This is a genomic window from Novipirellula methanifontis (genome assembly GCF_052161655.1).
In the GTDB taxonomy this organism is placed as follows: Bacteria; Planctomycetota; Planctomycetia; order Pirellulales; family Pirellulaceae; genus Novipirellula.
In genome coordinates this window covers 9,489,053-9,505,726 of record NZ_CP197418.1, presented here as the reverse complement: position 1 = coordinate 9,505,726, position 16,674 = coordinate 9,489,053, and the positions used below count along the sequence as shown (strand labels likewise).

General features: G+C 55.7%; 12 protein-coding genes. All 12 read left to right on the top strand.

Annotation, left to right across the window (positions count from 1 at the left end):
• Window positions 1-74 precede the first annotated feature (74 nt).
• Window positions 75-1,547 (top strand): signal recognition particle protein, encoded by a 1,473-nt coding sequence (gene ffh, locus SH528x_RS33825; protein WP_442507827.1) that lies wholly within the window; start codon window positions 75-77, stop codon window positions 1,545-1,547.
• A 369-nt stretch (window positions 1,548-1,916) separates the two neighbouring features.
• Window positions 1,917-2,321, top strand: coding sequence for a 30S ribosomal protein S16 (gene rpsP, locus SH528x_RS33820; RefSeq protein ID WP_442512228.1), 405 nt, complete (start codon window positions 1,917-1,919; stop codon window positions 2,319-2,321).
• A gap of 15 nt (window positions 2,322-2,336) precedes the next feature.
• Window positions 2,337-3,041 (top strand): tRNA (guanosine(37)-N1)-methyltransferase TrmD, encoded by a 705-nt coding sequence (trmD, locus tag SH528x_RS33815; protein WP_442507826.1) that lies wholly within the window; start codon window positions 2,337-2,339, stop codon window positions 3,039-3,041.
• A 26-nt stretch (window positions 3,042-3,067) separates the two neighbouring features.
• The gene (rplS, locus tag SH528x_RS33810; RefSeq protein ID WP_040766013.1) at window positions 3,068-3,424 is read left to right on the top strand and encodes a 50S ribosomal protein L19; all 357 of its coding nucleotides are present in this window, start codon (window positions 3,068-3,070) and stop codon (window positions 3,422-3,424) included.
• A gap of 207 nt (window positions 3,425-3,631) precedes the next feature.
• Window positions 3,632-4,084 carry a YraN family protein gene (locus tag SH528x_RS33805; protein ID WP_442507825.1) on the top strand — a complete coding sequence of 151 codons (453 nt, stop codon included), beginning with the start codon at window positions 3,632-3,634 and terminating at the stop codon, window positions 4,082-4,084.
• 133 nt (window positions 4,085-4,217) lie between these two features.
• The gene (locus tag SH528x_RS33800) at window positions 4,218-5,219 is read left to right on the top strand and encodes an AAA family ATPase (protein WP_442507824.1); all 1,002 of its coding nucleotides are present in this window, start codon (window positions 4,218-4,220) and stop codon (window positions 5,217-5,219) included.
• Complete coding sequence (locus SH528x_RS33795; RefSeq protein WP_339939527.1) at window positions 5,216-6,124, top strand: DUF58 domain-containing protein; 909 nt, start codon at window positions 5,216-5,218, stop codon at window positions 6,122-6,124. The genes SH528x_RS33800 and SH528x_RS33795 overlap by 4 nt, the downstream gene beginning before the upstream one ends.
• Before the next feature lie 15 nt (window positions 6,125-6,139).
• On the top strand, window positions 6,140-8,188 hold the full coding sequence (locus SH528x_RS33790; protein ID WP_442507823.1) for a BatA domain-containing protein: 2,049 nt from the start codon (window positions 6,140-6,142) through the stop codon (window positions 8,186-8,188).
• Complete coding sequence (locus tag SH528x_RS33785) at window positions 8,188-10,359, top strand: hypothetical protein (protein ID WP_442507822.1); 2,172 nt, start codon at window positions 8,188-8,190, stop codon at window positions 10,357-10,359. The genes SH528x_RS33790 and SH528x_RS33785 overlap by 1 nt, the downstream gene beginning before the upstream one ends.
• A gap of 84 nt (window positions 10,360-10,443) precedes the next feature.
• The gene (locus tag SH528x_RS33780; RefSeq protein WP_442507821.1) at window positions 10,444-13,749 is read left to right on the top strand and encodes a hypothetical protein; all 3,306 of its coding nucleotides are present in this window, start codon (window positions 10,444-10,446) and stop codon (window positions 13,747-13,749) included.
• Window positions 13,746-14,831: a prenyltransferase/squalene oxidase repeat-containing protein gene (locus SH528x_RS33775; RefSeq protein ID WP_442507820.1), complete on the top strand. Its 1,086-nt coding sequence runs from the start codon at window positions 13,746-13,748 to the stop codon at window positions 14,829-14,831. Before SH528x_RS33780 ends, SH528x_RS33775 begins: the two co-directional genes overlap by 4 nt.
• The gene (locus tag SH528x_RS33770; RefSeq protein ID WP_442507819.1) at window positions 14,828-16,477 is read left to right on the top strand and encodes a TlpA family protein disulfide reductase; all 1,650 of its coding nucleotides are present in this window, start codon (window positions 14,828-14,830) and stop codon (window positions 16,475-16,477) included. Before SH528x_RS33775 ends, SH528x_RS33770 begins: the two co-directional genes overlap by 4 nt.
• The last annotated feature ends 197 nt before the right edge of the window (window positions 16,478-16,674 follow it).

Genomic DNA, 16,674 nt, shown 5'->3' with positions numbered 1-16,674 from the left:
AAACTGCCGTGCTTCGCTCGGGAGCCCTTTCTCCCGACTTCTGTGCGATTGTTCGTTTTCCCCCGTAGTTTCCTGTGTTTGAATCTCTATCTGATGGTCTGCAGTCTGCTTTTAAGAGCTTGTCCGGCAAGGGCAAGCTTACCGAAGGCAATATGCGCGACGGGCTCGAGATCGTTCAGAAATCGATGCTTGAAGCGGACGTTAGCTACTCAGTCGTCCAAGATTTCATGGGGCAGGTGTCTGAAAAGGCACTGGGCAAGCGAGTCCTGCTGAGTCTTCGTCCGAACGAAGAATTGGTGCGAATCGTTCACGACGAGTTGATTTCGATCCTCGGTCCGGTCGATTCCTCGCTGCATTTGAAGAGCGAAGGTCCCACGATCATCATGCTCTGCGGTTTGCAGGGAAGTGGTAAAACGACGACGTGTGGCAAGCTTTCACAGCTGCTCAAAGAACAAAACATCAAGCCGATGCTGGTCGCGGCCGACTTGCAGCGTCCTGCGGCGATCGAGCAATTGCACGTCATCGGCCGCCAATTAGACATTCCGGTCTACAGCGAAGCGGACAATAAAAATCCCGTCAAAGTCTGTCAGAACGGGGTCGCCAAGGCAAAAGCCGAAGGCGCTCGCGTCGTCATCCTCGATACCGCTGGCCGTTTGGCAATCGATGACGAGTTGATGGCCGAATTGGCCAAAATCGACAAAAAGGTAGGTCCGGATCAGGTTTATCTGGTCGTCGACGGAATGACCGGGCAAGACGCGGTCAACAGTGCCGGGGCGTTTAACGACGCTTTGGAACTCGACGGCGTGATCATGACCAAACTGGACGGTGACGCACGTGGCGGTGCGTTGTTGTCGGTCAAGCATGTTACCGGCGTGCCTATCAAGTTTATCGGAACAGGCGAGCACTTTGATGCTCTCGAGCCGTTTCGGCCCGAAGGCATGGCGAGCCGCATTTTGCAGATGGGCGATATCGTCGCTGCTGCTCGCGAAGCTCACCGAATTGTCGATGAAAGCGAACGCGAAGAGCTTGAGGCCAAGATGGCTTCGGGCGATTTCACGCTCGACGACTTCAAAAACATGATGGAAAAGGTCGCCAAGCCTGGATTGATGGGCAAGATGATGGGCTTGATGCCTGGCATGGGCCAATTCAAAGAGATGATGGACAGCGACGAGGCTGCGGGCGGAATCCGTCAAACCATCGGCGCGATCAACAGCATGACGATGGCAGAGCGTCGTAATCCCAAGCTGATCGACGCACATCGCCGAACGCGAATCGCCAAGGGAGCCGGGGTTCAGTCGCCCGTGATTACCCAATTGGTCAAGCAGTTCGAGATGATGAAGCCGCTGATGCAAGGCATGATGGGCCAAGGCGCCGGCGGACGTATGAAGATGATGCAGCAGATGCAGAACAGTGGCATGCTGAACAATCCCGGCATGGGCGGAATGAAAGTCAAAAAAGGCACCGGCGAACGACTCTCGCCAGCCGAGAAAAAGAAGCGAAAGAAAGAACGCGACAAGATGTTGCGAAAGATGAAACGCAAAGACTAGTGGTTTTGTAGTAGCGAAATTTGTAGTAGCGAAACTCGCCAAGAGTTTTGTCGGTATTGGGTAAGGGAATCAGAAACTCGCGAAGAGTCTATTAATTAAAACGAAATACAATTTGCATTGGTGAGCCGCGGGCCGTGAGGCACCGGGTTATGCGTGAGACCCGGCCGCTCACGCGTCACGGCTCAGTAAATCAAACATCGCGGCAAGCTGGATGCCGAATTCCAGCACCAACAATTCAGCTGAAGTTAAGTGATGCCAGTACGTTCTGGCACCGACCCGGCGTGGGAAAACGTTTTCCACCCTAGGCAGTCTGACTAGAAGTGAAACCCTGTATCAATTGAGAAGCAGTTAATGGCAGTAAGAATTCGTATGAAGAAGATGGGCCGGACTCACCGCCCGTTTTTTCGTGTATGTGTCATGGATCAACGCAGTCCTCGTGACGGTCGTGTGATCGAAGAAGTTGGCTATTACGATCCAATGTGTCCTGAGACCGATGCACGGGTGACGCTGAAGTCAGACCGTATCGACCATTGGTTGAGCGTTGGTGCTCAGCCAAGCGAAGGCGTTAGAACGTTCATCAAAAAGTATGGCACCAACGGTAGCCATCTTGAAAAGCAAGAAGCTGCACGTGCTCGATTGGGCACGCGTAAGCAGTACACGCCTGCTCCGGAAGCACCGAAGCCAGCGAAGAAGAAGGAAGAGCCTGCGGCCGAAGCAGCACCTGAGGCACCCGCGGCCGAAGCTCCTGCGGCTGAAGAATCCGCGAGCGAGTGATAGAGGTCCTGCGCTATGCGACTGGACATCGTCACACTGTTCCCCGCGATTTTTGATGGCTACCTGACTCAGAGTTTGCTCGACAAAGCGATTCAGCGTGAACTGGTTCAAATCCACCGGCATAACCTCCGGGATTGGGCCGAACACACGCCGCATCGCAAAGTCGATGATCGTCCTTTCGGGGGCGGTCCAGGGATGCTGATCCAAGTCGAACCGACGGTAACGTGTGTCGACAGTGTCGAAGCGATGGATCCCCGACCGGCTCGGCGAATTTTGCTGACGCCTCAAGGGAAACGCTTTGATCAACGCATGGCAGAGGATTTTGCGACAAGTGAGCGTGTGTTAATGCTCTGTGGTCGCTACGAAGGATTTGACCAACGCGTGGTTGATATTTTGCAACCCGAAGAGGTCAGTATTGGTGACTTTGTCTTAAACGGAGGCGAAGTCGCGGCAATGGTAATCGTTGATGCAGTCGTCCGGCTTTTGCCTGGCGTGCTGGGTGACGAGAACAGCAGCATTGATGATTCGTTCAGCCGCGGAAATCGGTTGCTCGAGTTTCCTCAATACACCAGACCAAGAGAGTTCCGCGACCACGCGGTTCCCGACGTTCTTCTGAGCGGTGACCACAAGGCGATTGCCAAGTGGCGGGACCAGCAAAGCCTCGATCGAACTCGAAAACGGCGCAGCGATCTGCTGGAGCCGGATAACGAAAACAACTAAATCTTTTTGAGAAGAGAGCAATACGAATGAGTCAATCATCCATCATGGAGTTGGTCGAAAAGACCGCTCTGAAAGAGAACCCGCCACAATTCGAAATCGGCGATACCGTTGACGTGCACTTGAAGATTCTTGAAGGTGCAAAAGAGCGAATCCAGGTATTCAGTGGCGTTGTGATCGGTCGCAGCGGCAGCGGTTCGACCGAAATGTTCATGGTTCGCCGTATCGTCGCCGGTCAAGGTGTGGAGCGTAAGTTCCCCGTCCACAGCCCCCGTATCGAAAAGGTCGAAGTCAAACGCAGTGGCGTGGTTCGCCGTGCGAAGCTGTACTTCCTTCGCGATCGCGTTGGTAAGGCCGTTCGCTTGAAAGAGCGTCGCCGCAGCTAAACGTGGCATAGGCTTCCAGCCTGTGAGCAATGTGGGATAGGCTTCCAGCCTGTCATCGGCCTGAATCCAGCACACGCTATTGGCCTGTGCTGTTCATTCCGACGGGCATCAAGTCTGCCCCCACCCCCGCGAATTTTAAACTAACGAAGCGATAGAGCGTCTAGAATGATGCTCTGTCGCTTTTTTTGTTTACGGAGGGCTGTTGCGGTGCTGACGCTACTGAATCGTCTGCGTGATCGCTATCTCGATTACCGGTACGGCGTGATCGATATGTCCGCGCCGGTGGGCAAGCGGGGCGAGCAGGCTGCGGCACGATTGCTGCGGCAAAAGCGATTGGTGGTGGTCGCCGAAAGCGAATCGGATCGCGGTGGCGAGATCGACTTGATCGCCGTGGACCCCAAATCGCGAGTGATCATTTTCGTCGAAGTCAAAACGCACTCGACGACCAAGCCAGGCCATCCGGCCGAACGAGTGGACGAAGCAAAGCAGGGGCGGATCACCCGTGCGGCGATGCGGTACTTAAAGCGAAAGAAGTTGCTTGGTTCACGGTGTCGCTTTGACGTTGTCGCGGTCTGGTGGCCCAGCGGATTGGCGGAGCCTGAGAAGATCGAGCATTACGAAGCCGCCTTCGAAGCCGTCGGCGATTTTCAGCTGTTTTAGTAGCCCCGACAACATCGGGGGGAAATGACGCGGAATCGCGTCTGACTGGTTATACTGCGGAGACATCTCGGACAATGAAAGTGATCGTTTGCATTGTTGCGAGATGTAAGCCGATGGAATTTCAAAGAGCACCATGACGACCGATACCCTGAATGACAATGATGTCGATGCAATCAATCGACTCGCCGAAATTAGCCAACAACTGCGAGCCGAGTTGGCCCGTGTGATCGTGGGTCAACAGGATACGATCGAACAATTGGTCGTCTGTCTTTTTGCACGCCGTCACGCGTTGCTGATGGGGGTTCCCGGGTTGGCCAAAACGTTGTTGGTAAGCAAGTTGGCCGAAACGATGTCGCTGGACTTTAGCCGCATCCAATTCACTCCTGACTTGATGCCGATGGACATTACCGGCACCGATATCTTGCAGGAATCGGATCATGGTCGTCGTGAATTTCAGTTCGTCAAAGGACCTTTGTTTGCCAATATCGTGTTAGCGGACGAAATCAACCGCGCTCCACCAAAAACGCAAGCGGCGATGCTCGAGGCGATGCAAGAGCACCGCGTCACCGTACTCGGAAAACACTTTCCCTTGGACGAACCGTTCATGGTCTTGGCGACTCAGAACCCGGTCGAACAAGAGGGGACGTATCCGCTTCCGGAGGCGCAGTTGGATCGGTTTATGTCGTTAATCGAATTGGATTACCCGTCGGAAGCCGAAGAGATTCAAATCGCGAAAACCACGACTGGGGACGAGTTGCCTCAGTTGGACCATTTGCTAACGGCGGAGGATATTCTCGCCTACCAACACTTGGTACGGCGTGTGCCGGTGCCAGACCACCTTTATACCTACGCGGCTCGCTTGGTTCGTAAAACGCGTCCGGATGGCGAGACCGCGCCCGATTGGATGCGACCTCTGGTTTCCTGGGGCGCCGGCCCTCGCGCAGTGCAAAACTTGATTCTTGGTGCTAAGAGTCGTGCGGCGCTCAAGGGCAGTTACATGGTACGTTTGGAAGACATCCAACATGTCGCTTCGTCGGTGTTAACGCATCGCATCATCACGACGTTTGCGGCACAGAGCGAACGAGTCACGGCAAAGACGATCGTCAAACGGTTGGTCGAGGAAACGGCGGTATGACGTCGCCCGTGCCGACTCGCGATTTCCTGGATCCCGATGTGCTAGCGCGGCTGCGGGGGCTGCCTCTGTTTGCGCGTAAAGTCATGTTGGGCAGCGTTTCCGGTCGACACCGCAGCCCGCATCGCGGATCGAGCGTCGAGTTTGCCGAGTATCGCAAGTACGTTCCTGGCGATGATCTGCGGCGACTTGATTGGCGTGCCTATGGACGGACCGATCGCTTCTTTGTCAAAGAGTTCGAAGCGGACACCAACCTGCGAATGGTGATCGTTGTCGATACCAGTGGATCGATGGGATTTGGCAGTACCGGTTTGTCCAAGCTCGACTATGCAAAACGGATGGCGGCAACGCTTTCCTATTTGGCGATGGAGCAGGGGGATGCGGTCGGTTTGGCGTGCGTGGCGAATCAGGTCGTCAGTCGTTTGCCGGCGCTGCGTAACCCTGCACATCTATCGAACTTGTTCAACTTGCTTGATCAAGCAACTGCAGCGGGTGAAACGGAATTAATCGCGGTCTTGCACGAATTGGCCGAGACGATCCAGCAGCATGCTCTGGTGATTTTGTTGTCGGACTTGTTTGTGTCGCCCGAGCATTTGCAGCCCTGTTTCGAGCACTTGCGTTTCCGCAAACATGACGTTTCGGTGTTTCATCTGTTGGATCCCGAAGAGCTGTCGTTCAATTTTGACCAGCCGACTCGGTTTGTCGATATGGAAAACGAAGCGACGATTTTTGCCGAGCCCGCTGAAGTTGCCGCCGCCTATCATGCCGCGATGAACGAGTACTTGGAATCGATCAAAATGCTGATGGCACGTGCGTCGGTGGATTATCACCGCGTCGTGTTGGACCAACCATACGAGCAAGTGCTGAGCGATTTTCTTGTCGGTCGGACTCAAGGAAGAAGGGTCTGATAGGGTGGTGCGCCGATGAGTTTTTTGCAGCCTTGGATGCTGTTGGCTTTGCCGTTGGTGATGCTGCCAGTGATCATTCATTGGATGAACCAGCGACGTCACCAAACCAAGCCGTGGGGCGCGATGGCGTTCCTAATGCAAGCGAGCCAGATGTCGCGAGGTTATGCCAAGCTGCGGCGTTGGTTGATTCTCGCCCTGCGTGTGCTTGTGGTCGCCGGGCTGATCTTTGCCGTCACCCGGCCGTTGTCCAGCGGTTTGCTCGGCTGGCGATTCGGAGGACATGTGGATACGACGGTCGTGATTCTGGATCGGTCGCCGAGCATGCAAGAGACCGGCAAATCGGGTGAGTCGAAATTGAGTCGTGCTGGCAAGCAAATTGCCAATACGCTGGAGATGCTCGACGCGTCGCACTGGGTACTGGTCGATAGTGGGACGGAACAACCGAGTTCGTTTGCGACACTCGATGCCATGGTCGATTCGCCGCTGATGCGAGGTTCGAGCAGCACGGCGAAAATTCCCAAGTTGATTCAAACTGCGGTCGACTATTTGAAACGCAACCAAGTGGGCGACGCCGATGTTTGGATTTGCAGCGATCTGCGGGTCGCCGATTGGGATACGGCAAGCCATCACTGGACGGCGTCGCGAGAGATGCTGAAACAGATGCCTCAATCGATTCGCTTTCATTTGTTGGCTTATCCTGAATCTAGTTCGTCCAATCGGTCGGTTCGTGTCAGCGAGGCACGGCGGATCAAGGACGATGATGGCGATGCCGTGTTGATCTCCTTGAATCTATCCCAATCCGCAGGGAAGAGCACTGGCGATGGAGTCGGCCGGATCACCGTGCCGGTACAAGTCGAGATCGATGGGGCCGAGATCGATGGGGTGCGAACACAATTTGATCTGCCCTTGGTTGGGAACCAGGCCGAAACACGCAATCATCGGATTCCAATCTCGCCGCAAACCGAATCGGGGTGGGGGCGTCTTTCGATCCCCGCCGATGCAAACAACGCCGACAACGTTTCGTTTTTCGTCTTTGATGCTCCGCCGCCACGACGTGTTGTCTTGGTTAGCGATGACCGAGCTGCGACGAAGGCGCTGGAGATCGCCGCCTCGGTTTCACCCGAGCCCAATGTTGCGGCAAACGTCGAGGTGTTTACCTCTGAATCGGTCGAGACACTCGACCTCGAGGATGCGGCACTGGTTCTGTGGTGTGTCGAGTTGCCTGCCGGAGATGCTGCTGAAAAGATTACTGACTATGTCGGCCGAGGTGGCCAAGTGATGTTCTTTCCACCGCCGAGCTTGGTATCCGGAGGTGGCGTTTTCGCCGAACGTGAGTTCCAGGGCGTTCAGTGGGGGCAATGGAAGGGCGATGGCGAGAAAGTCCTGGTCGAAAACTGGCGGTCTGATCAAGACCTGCTTGCTGCGACCAACAGCGGTGCCGGATTGCCGGTGGGGCAGTTGCAAGTCTTGGGGCACGCCGAGATCGAGGGTGACGTGACATCGCTAGCCACAGTGACCGGCGGCGATCCATTGCTGGCACGGGTGATGACTGACAACGGAGGCGTCTATTTTTGTGCGGCTTCACCTTCGCTTGATCGATCGTCGCTGGCCGATAATGGGGTCGTGTTGTACGCGATCGTTCAACGTGCAATCGATCAAGGACTGCAGTCGCTTACACGCACACGCGACCAAGTCGCCGGTCAAGTCGATTTACCGACCGAGACTTGGAAGCAACTCGAAGGTGACTCTCGCGTACTTTCTAGCGAATATGCCTCCAGCGCGGGCGTTTACCGCAGCGGGGCAGGGCAGGGCGGTCAGCTGATTGCAGTGAATCGGGCGGTGGTCGAAGACCAAATCGACACCGTGGATGCCGCCCAGGTCGAGGCGTTGTTCGAGGGAGTCAGTTTTTCGCGTCTCGACGAAAGCGTGGACGACGCCAGTGGGATTACCCGCGAAATCTGGCGGTTGTTCTTGCTCGGAATGATTGTCGCGATGTTGCTCGAAGCGGTGCTCTGTTTGCCTCGCCGTAGTACCAAAGTTGCAAACCAAGGGGGACCCGCTTGATGGATTCGGGGTTCTCGTTTCAGTGGAATTCGTTGTTTTTCGCGGTTTCGATCATCGCTCTGATTGTCACCTGTGGACTCGCCTGGATCGCATCCGCGCGAAGCCGGTTTCGTTCGTCGGTGGTTTGGCTCGAGGGGTTTCGTGTCCTGCTGGTCGCGCTCGCGGTGGTGCTGCTGAACCAGCCCGAGGTGATCTACCAAATTGATCCCACGCGTCGTCCCACGGTGGTGATTTTGGGCGACGATTCGCTCAGCATGGAAACCGCCGATGTGGGCGACCCGTCCGAACCCACGCGGACGCGTCGTGATTCGATCCGTCATTTGATGGACAAACAAACTTGGGCCGCAGTCGAGCAGGAAGCGGATGTGGTCGTTGTGCCGTTTGCCCGCGGCATTGAAAACGACCGCACCAATATCGATGCAGCACTCGGCTCGGCGATCGATGGCTATCCCAATTTGCGTGCGGTGGTGCTGGCGTCCGATGGGGACTGGAACGCGGGCGCGGCGCCGGTCCAGCAGGCGACGCAATTTCGCATGCAACAAGTTCCCATCTTTACCATCCCGGTGGGCAGCACTCAGCGACTTCCCGACGTCGAATTGCTCAGCTTTGAAGTGCCCGCATTGGGCGTCGCCAACAAAACGCTGAGGATTCCCTTTTCGGTCGAAAGCTCGTTAGCTCAGGATCATCGTGCCGTCGCCAAGCTGACCGCTTCCGATGGCACCGAGGTGACTCACGAGTTCACCATCCATGCGATGGGGCAAACCGTGGATGCCATTTTGTGGAAGCCCGAGCAGACCGGCGAATTCCAATTGACGTTGACGATCCCACCGCACTCAGGCGAACGCATCACGAGCAATAACGAGCTTTCGATGCCGATCTCGATTCCCGAAGAGCAATTGAAAGTGCTGGTCATCGAGTCGCGACCGCGTTGGGAATACCGCTACCTCCGTAATGCACTGTCGCGAGACCCCGGAATCGAAGTTTCTTGTTTATTGTTTCATCCTGGTTTAAGTAAGACCGGTGGCGGCAATCGAGACTACATCGCATCCTTTCCGGACGACTTGGCCGAGCTTTCGCAATACGACGTGGTGTTTATCGGCGATGTCGGAGTCGGCGAAGGTCAGTTGACTGAAGATCAGTGTCGTTTGCTAAAGGGGCTGGTCGAACAGCAAGCGAGCGGGCTGGTCCTGATTCCGGGAATCGCGGGGCATGAGATGTCGCTTGTCGATTCTCCACTTGGCGATCTGTTCCCGGTGACGCTGGATGAATCGCAGCCGAACGGTTGGGGATCCAGAGCGGCGAGCCACTTTGCCCTGACCGAACTCGGACGCCATAGTTTGCTGACGAAGCTTGCTGATAACGATGATGCCAACGCACGCGTCTGGGCAGGGTTGCCGGGGTTTCAGTGGTACGCTCCGGTCGTGCGTGCGACGGCGGGGGCCGAGGTTTTGGCGGTTCATGAAGACGCATCCAATCAATACGGTCGAACCCCGTTGATCGTCACTCGTTCGGCCGGTGCGGGCAAGGTGTTATTCATGGGAACCGACGGCGCATGGCGTTGGCGGCGCGGCGTCGAAGACTTGTACCACTATCGATTTTGGGGACAAGTCGTTCGCTGGATGGCGTATCAACATCGGATGTCCAAGGGGCTGTTCTACTCGCCCGAGCAGCCTCGCGTGAACCAACGCGTCACGCTCAATGCGAATCGCTTGGACGACGATGGAAATCCGTTGGTCGCCGGCGAGGTGTCGGTGCGGATCGTCGCTCCGTCTGGGGAAATCCAAACCGTTGTTTTAGAAAATGTGGACGATACCTGGGGGGCCTACGCCGGGGCGTTCACCCCAAGCGAAGCGGGCGACTATCAATTGACGATGTTGTCCGGTTCCAGTGACATTCCGTTTAAAACGTCGATCCACGTCCAGCACGCCCAGTTGGAGCGGATCGGCAAACCCGCACGCCCCGAGGTGTTAGCGGAAATTGCCAAGGTTTCGCGAGGGGAGGTGTTTTCGCTGGATCAAACCGACGCGGTGCTCGGCGCAGTGCAAACCATCTCGATTCCGGCGGCGCAAACACGCCGAGTGCAATTGTGGAGTCATCCGCTGATCGCCATCCTGCTAGTTGGGCTGCTCGGTTTGTTTTGGATCGCTCGAAAGCGAGTCGGTTTGATGTAGTCGCAAGTCCGCTTTGGCATGGATCGTCACCGAGTAGAATGACGAATTGTAGTTAGCAACACTATCGAGGTAACAAGCGAACCCTTGAGCGTCTCCTTTCCCAACGACCGTAACACCCGTTTGATGGTTCCGCACTCGCTGCGCGAACAATTGGTGGCATTTCGTAATCGCGTTTGGACTGCGAAGGTTGCCGAATCGATCTCGATCGTGCTGGTCGCTGTGGTGGTTTCGCTATTGCTTGTCATCGCACTTGATCGGTTTTGGGATACACCGAGCTTGCTGCGGTTGTTGATCTTGCTATTGAGTATTGCGGTCGGACTGGTCGTCCCTTGGGCGTTGTACCGATGGGTATGGAAGTGCCGAAGTTTGGACCAAATCGCCCGCTTGTTGCGAGTCCGAGAGCCCGGTATCGGCGGCCAATTGTTGGGCGTCATCGAGTTGGCCGAAAGCGACCGAGAACAATCGCGTTCCCCGGCGTTGTGCCAAGCGGCGATGGTGCAAGTGGCCGAGATCGTCAAGCAGCGAAATCTTGGCGAAGCGGTTCCGCCCACCTCGCTGCGTATGCTCGCTGCTGTACTTGTAGTCACGCTCGCGTTGCTCGGGGCACTTGCTGTGGTTGCCACGCCGGTGCTTCGCAGCGGTTGGGATCGCTTGATGATGCCTTGGCGGGCGACTCCCCGATTTACGTTCGTGGAACTTGAGCCGATTGCAAAACGCTTGATCGTGCCGCACGGAGAGTCACTGCAGTGGCAGGTGAGTTTGAAGCCCGAAAGTCGCTGGCGTCCTCGGGCGGCCACGCTTCATTTGGATGGTTTGTCGCCCATCGTCACCACCCGCGAAAGCAATGCGTATGTTTTTGCGTTGCCACCACGCAACGAAGTCAGCGAAATGCAGTTGCAGGTGGGCGACGCGAAGCAATCCGTTTTGCTTGTCCCAAAGCTGCGACCTGCACTCACCTCGATCATCGCCGAAATGCATTTGCCCGACTATTTGCAACGCCCTGATCCGATTGCAATGGACGTCCGAGGCGGAACGCTTAGCGCGGTCGAGGGCAGTTACGGCAATGTCTCGGTGACGGCGTCGAGTCCGCTTCGTACTGCGTCGGTCAATGATTTGCCGGTGCAGGTTTGGAACGACTCCTTTGCAACGACAAAAATCACGGTTGGAAACGAAACGCCATCGCTGCGATTTGATTGGCGTGACGAACATGGACTCGCTGGATTGTCGCCGTTTGAGTTGCATGTCGAAGCGATTCCTGATGCGGCGCCCACCGTTGCGGCCCAGAATCTCGCTCGCGAAAGTGTCTTGCTCGAAACGGACCAAGTCAATTTTCAACTGCTGTCGCTGGACGATTTTGGGATCAAACGTGTCGGTTTCGAGTGGAGTCGGAACGAGGACGCAGTGACTGCGAATTCCCACGGCGAAAAAGTTTTGGCCAGCGGCCAGGCTCATGAATCGTCGCTGCAAGTCGATGCGGTCTTTTCCGCACAATCACTGGGGATCAAACCGGGGATCGTCGAGCTGCGTTTGTGGGCCGAGGATTATTTGCCGGGTCGTGAGCGTCAATTTTCGACACCTTACACGTTTTACGTGATGACGGCTCCGCAGCATGCTCAGTGGATCGCAAACCAAATGGAAAAGTGGCATGGTGCGTCGCTGGATGTTCGTGATCGCGAACGCGGACTGCACGAACGCAACAAACAGCTGCGGGCGATGCAGCAGGATGCGCTTTCCAGCGATGAAGTGCGGAACGAACTAAGGAAGCAAGTCACCGCGGAAAACGCGAACGCCCGCCAATTGGCCGAACTGACCAAGCAAGGTGAGTCGTTGTTGCGACAAGCGTCACGCAATACCGAGATCGAAGCGGAACAAGTCCAACAGTGGGCCGAGATGCTGCAAACGCTCGATGATATTTCTGAGAATCGAATGCCCTCGGTCGCGGAGCTGCTACAGAAAGCATCGACTGAGAAAGCGGTCAGTAAAAGTGAAGCTGCCGAATCTGCGAAAAACTCAAAGATGCAATCGAGCGAACAGCAGAGCAGCACGCCATCGAGTGACGCTGACACTTCTGATTCGGAGTCATCGGAAACGCCCAACTTGGTCGATCAAGAATCCTCACAACAGCCCACCGGTCCGACCGAACCAGACAAGGAAGGGCCGGGCAAGGAAGACCCCGCGGATGATTCCAATTCGCGACTGGACAAGGCGGTGACGATCGTCACCGGCCCCGTGAAAGAGTCCACGCAAGAATCCGAGGCTAACGAGTCGGAGCCAACGGCTGCGGAATCAAATTTGGATGCCGCGATCGATGAACAGGCAAAATTGTTGGCTGAATTTGAAAAAGTTTCCGACGATCTGGATACCGTGATGGCGAATCTCGAAGGCAGCACGTTGGTCAAGCGTTTGAAGGCCGCATCGCGTCAACAGGCTCAGGTGGCTGACGAGCTCGCTGCTCGCATGGAGGGTCTGTTTGGTGCTGCGAATTCGATCTCATCAGACGACCGAGCGGTGATCAAGCAGCTGGCAATGACCGAGCTCGACAGCACTCGAACGCTGACTGCGATCATGTCGGATGTCGACGGCTATTATCGCCGCCGGAATTTGATGCGGTTTAAATTGGTGCTCGAAGAAATGAAGCAACTCGATATGCATTCGTCGCTGACAAAACTCAGTCGCCAAGTCGCGGAGGATCAAGGCTTGGTGATGGCTCAAGCGGAGTTCTGGTCCGATACGTTGGATCGTTGGGCGGATGATCTGATCGAGACCGGTGACGGCGAGAGTGAATCGGATGATAAGAAACTTGCGTCACTTCCGCCCGAGGCGGTTTTGGAGATGTTGCGAATTCTCGAGGGTGAAGTCGATCTTCGCGAGTCGACACGTGTGGCCGAGCAATCCAAAGCAAGCGTCAGCGATGAAGAATACCTGCAAGATGCGATTGCATTGAGCGATCGCCAAACGAAGCTCCGCCAGCGAAGCGAACGGTTGGCAGGTGAATTGGAATCGCTCCCCGATGGCTTGGTGCACTTTGAAAGCGATATTAATTTGCTGTTGATGGCCAGCCAAACGATGAACGAAGCAGCCAGCTTGTTGCGTTCGCCGAGCACCGGCACCGAAACGATCGCGGCGCAAACCGAAGTGATCGAGATGTTGCTAAGGTCCAAGCGGATCAATCCGCAAGGCGGCGGCGACGGCGGTGCGAGTCCCGAAGGGGGAGGGCAGGGCGAAACCGATCAGGATGCTTTGGCACTGCTGGGTGCGGGGCTGAATGCGAAAGAAAAGCTGCGGGAAAGCGAGGTTCGTCAAATGACGGGCGAATCGGGACGTTCTCTGCCCGAAGAATTTCGCAGCGGACTCGGAGAATATTTCCGGCGTTTGGAGGAGAGTCGATGAGCAAGCTGATTTGCCAAGTCACCGCGATCCTGTTGCTTGTCTGTGCACTGTTTTCGTCGAACGCGAATGCTCAGGCTCGCCAACCCGTGCTGGCACCCGCAGCCACAGGCGACGACAACGATCCCGTTTCGCGCGAGGTTCGCGAAATGTACGATGCCGGGTTGGCCTATCTGCTGCAGACTCAAACTGAAAATGGAACTTGGGCGACCGGTGGCGAAGTGGGCGCTGGCACCACGGCGCTGGGGTTGTTGGCTTTTTTAGCGTCAGGAGACGATCCTAACTTTGGGCTTTACCGCAGCGCCATTCGCAAGTCGCTTCGCAACATCATCCGCAACCAATCGAGCGATACCGGATACATCGGACCAAGCATGTATCACCATGGGTTTGCGATGCTGGCACTGGCCGAGGCGTACGGTGCCGTGGATGAAACGGATTTGTGGAATAGCGATTCGATTTATGTTGCTGATAGTGAGAATCAACGAAGTATCGGACAAGCGTTGGAGCTGGCGGTGCGATCGGCATTGACGTCTCAGAAGAACAATCCGCTCGGAGCGTGGCGGTATTCACCCGGCGCGAAAAACGCCGACACATCGGTCAGCGGCGCGGTGATGATGGGGTTGTTAGCCGCACGCAATGCCGGGATTGAAGTTTCCGATGAATCGATCGATCGTGCACTGGACTATTTTTCAAGCATGACCTCCGACACGGGCGCGGTGGGGTACGCGGGAGGTCTGAGCGGATTTGGGGAATCGATTGCCCGTTCGTCGATCGTGTGTTCGGTCTATGCCATCGCTCGGCGAAAAGATCTGCCTCAGTACGCGGCGACGGAAAGCTACTTGCGAAAAAATCTGAACGAACGAACCGGATGGATCGAGTACGCGTGGTACTACCAATCGCAAGCTCTGTTCCAAGCAGATGTCGAACTGTGGAAAAAATGGAATGAATCGCTGGTGCGAAAATTAAAGTCACGTCAGAGTCCCGATGGCAGCTTTTCGGGTGACTTGGGGGCTGCGAATTCGACCTCGATGTCACTGTTGGCTTTGGCTTTGAACTTTCGATTCCTGCCAATTTACGAGCGATGAATACGATGCGAATTGGCGTTGCAGTTTTATTGGGAATGTTTTTCACGGCACAATCGCTGTTTGCCACAGGGCCCCGGATGCGAGTCTGGCTTGTCGATGGAGGCTACGTTGATGGGAATCTCAGCTGCGATGCAAGCACGGATCACATCATCTGCGATAGCCCACTGTTTGCCGCACCATTGCAGTTTGATGTCGGCGTAGTGCAGAGCATCACCAAAAAGAACACGATCTTTGGTCGACGGTACAAACTGCGTCTTCCGGAATCCACGCAGAATGAATTCGGAAGTCCTGCGCGTGGCGTGTTTCCACGGTCTCCTGTGCCCGATTGGCGTCGATCTTTGCAGTCGCCCTCTCTGGAGATGCAACTCGTTTCGGAGGGCGTCCAGCTAGCAGGATGGCTTGTCGATCGTTCGTCAACGCAAGACGGTCGATTGCTGTGGCAGACGGCACTGTCTCGCAATGCATCCGAGATTGATGCAGATTCGCACGGAAAAATTACCATCGGCTCGCCTCGTCGAGAGGAAGTGTCTGAGGAATTCGATGGAGCGTTGCCGATCGTTTTTCGCAGTGGCGATGCAGTCAACGCGAGGGTCAACGGGATTGATTCGAGTGGCGTTAGAGCACAATGGGCTGGAAAAGGTGAAGTGTTGATCACAGGAACGGATCTCCAGTCGGTGACACTGACGAAAGTCACCAAGCCGCTTGACGTTGATCCGCGTGATCTGCAGCGGGTGCTTGTCATGCCACGGGCTCAGCAGGACACGCCGCCGTCGCATTTGGTTGTCTCGGTTACGGGGGATTTGCTGCGGTGTAATGTCTTGGAGCTGAAATCCGAAGTGTTGGTCGTCGAAGTGCGGTCCAAGGCGATCGAGCTTCCGCGTGACCGTGTTGCCAAAATTGTTTGGCTTCATCCGCAATCCGAGTCACAGCCCAAGTACGATGAGTTCCTTGTTCATGCAGTGCTCGTCGATAAACGCGAAGTCACGCTACGGGCTTTTGCAATTGAGGATCAGAAGTTGACGGGGCAGAGCAGGGCGTTTGCTGAATTCGAGGTTCCGTTGAGCGACGTCAAGTCCATTCACTTTGGTCGTGATCCAGTGGCCCAGGCGTCGGACCGTGTCGAGCGTGATTGGACAATCGAGTCAGCAACCGTACCGATGGCCTACCGCGACGAACCGCCTAGTAAAGCACCAGCGTTAGGTGTCGCTTCGCCGCTGATTGGCAAGCCGGCACCCGATTTTGACTTGAAGACGATTGAGGGTGAATCGTTTGACCTCGCGTCACTGAAAGGGCGGGTCGTCGTGCTCGATTTTTGGGCCAGTTGGAGCGCCCCGAGTCTGAGAGGCTTGTCCGAGTTCTCGCAAGCGATCCTGGAAGTGGGCGGTAACGACGTCGCGTGGGTGGCAATCAATTTGGAAGAGTCCGCCGCGAGTGCATCGCGAGCGATCGAGCGAGTCAGCGTGGACGCGGCGGTGCTAATGGATGTCGACGGCGACGCGGCGTATGTCTACCAAGCCAAATCGTTACCGCACACCGTGATCCTCGATCGCCGCGGAGTCGTGGTGACCGTGATCGATAGCAGCACCCCAAAACGCCTCGAAGTCTTTCGTCAAGCACTGAGCCAAGTGTTCACCAAGCCAAAGTGATTAGCAATCAGTCTTGGGAGTGATATGGACCGATGCAGTGTCATTGTTGCCTATTAAACAAAATAAAACTTTGCTGTTTGGTTCCCTGTGAGAATGAGGGGGATAATAATGGTCAAACTGAAAGTTGACTTGGTGTGGTGTTTCCACTTCGAGACGATGACTGAATCTTGCGGGATGCCCTTTTGATTCGAGGCATT

Coding starts and splice junctions, on each gene's coding strand:
- SH528x_RS33795 (WP_339939527.1), top strand. CDS start 5,216: ATGACGTCGCCCGTGCCGACTCGCGATTTCCTGGATCCCGATGTGCTA.
- SH528x_RS33790 (WP_442507823.1), top strand. CDS start 6,140: ATGAGTTTTTTGCAGCCTTGGATGCTGTTGGCTTTGCCGTTGGTGATG.
- SH528x_RS33800 (WP_442507824.1), top strand. CDS start 4,218: ATGACGACCGATACCCTGAATGACAATGATGTCGATGCAATCAATCGA.
- SH528x_RS33775 (WP_442507820.1), top strand. CDS start 13,746: ATGAGCAAGCTGATTTGCCAAGTCACCGCGATCCTGTTGCTTGTCTGT.
- rplS (WP_040766013.1), top strand. CDS start 3,068: ATGAGTCAATCATCCATCATGGAGTTGGTCGAAAAGACCGCTCTGAAA.
- trmD (WP_442507826.1), top strand. CDS start 2,337: ATGCGACTGGACATCGTCACACTGTTCCCCGCGATTTTTGATGGCTAC.
- SH528x_RS33785 (WP_442507822.1), top strand. CDS start 8,188: ATGGATTCGGGGTTCTCGTTTCAGTGGAATTCGTTGTTTTTCGCGGTT.
- rpsP (WP_442512228.1), top strand. CDS start 1,917: ATGAAGAAGATGGGCCGGACTCACCGCCCGTTTTTTCGTGTATGTGTC.
- SH528x_RS33770 (WP_442507819.1), top strand. CDS start 14,828: ATGAATACGATGCGAATTGGCGTTGCAGTTTTATTGGGAATGTTTTTC.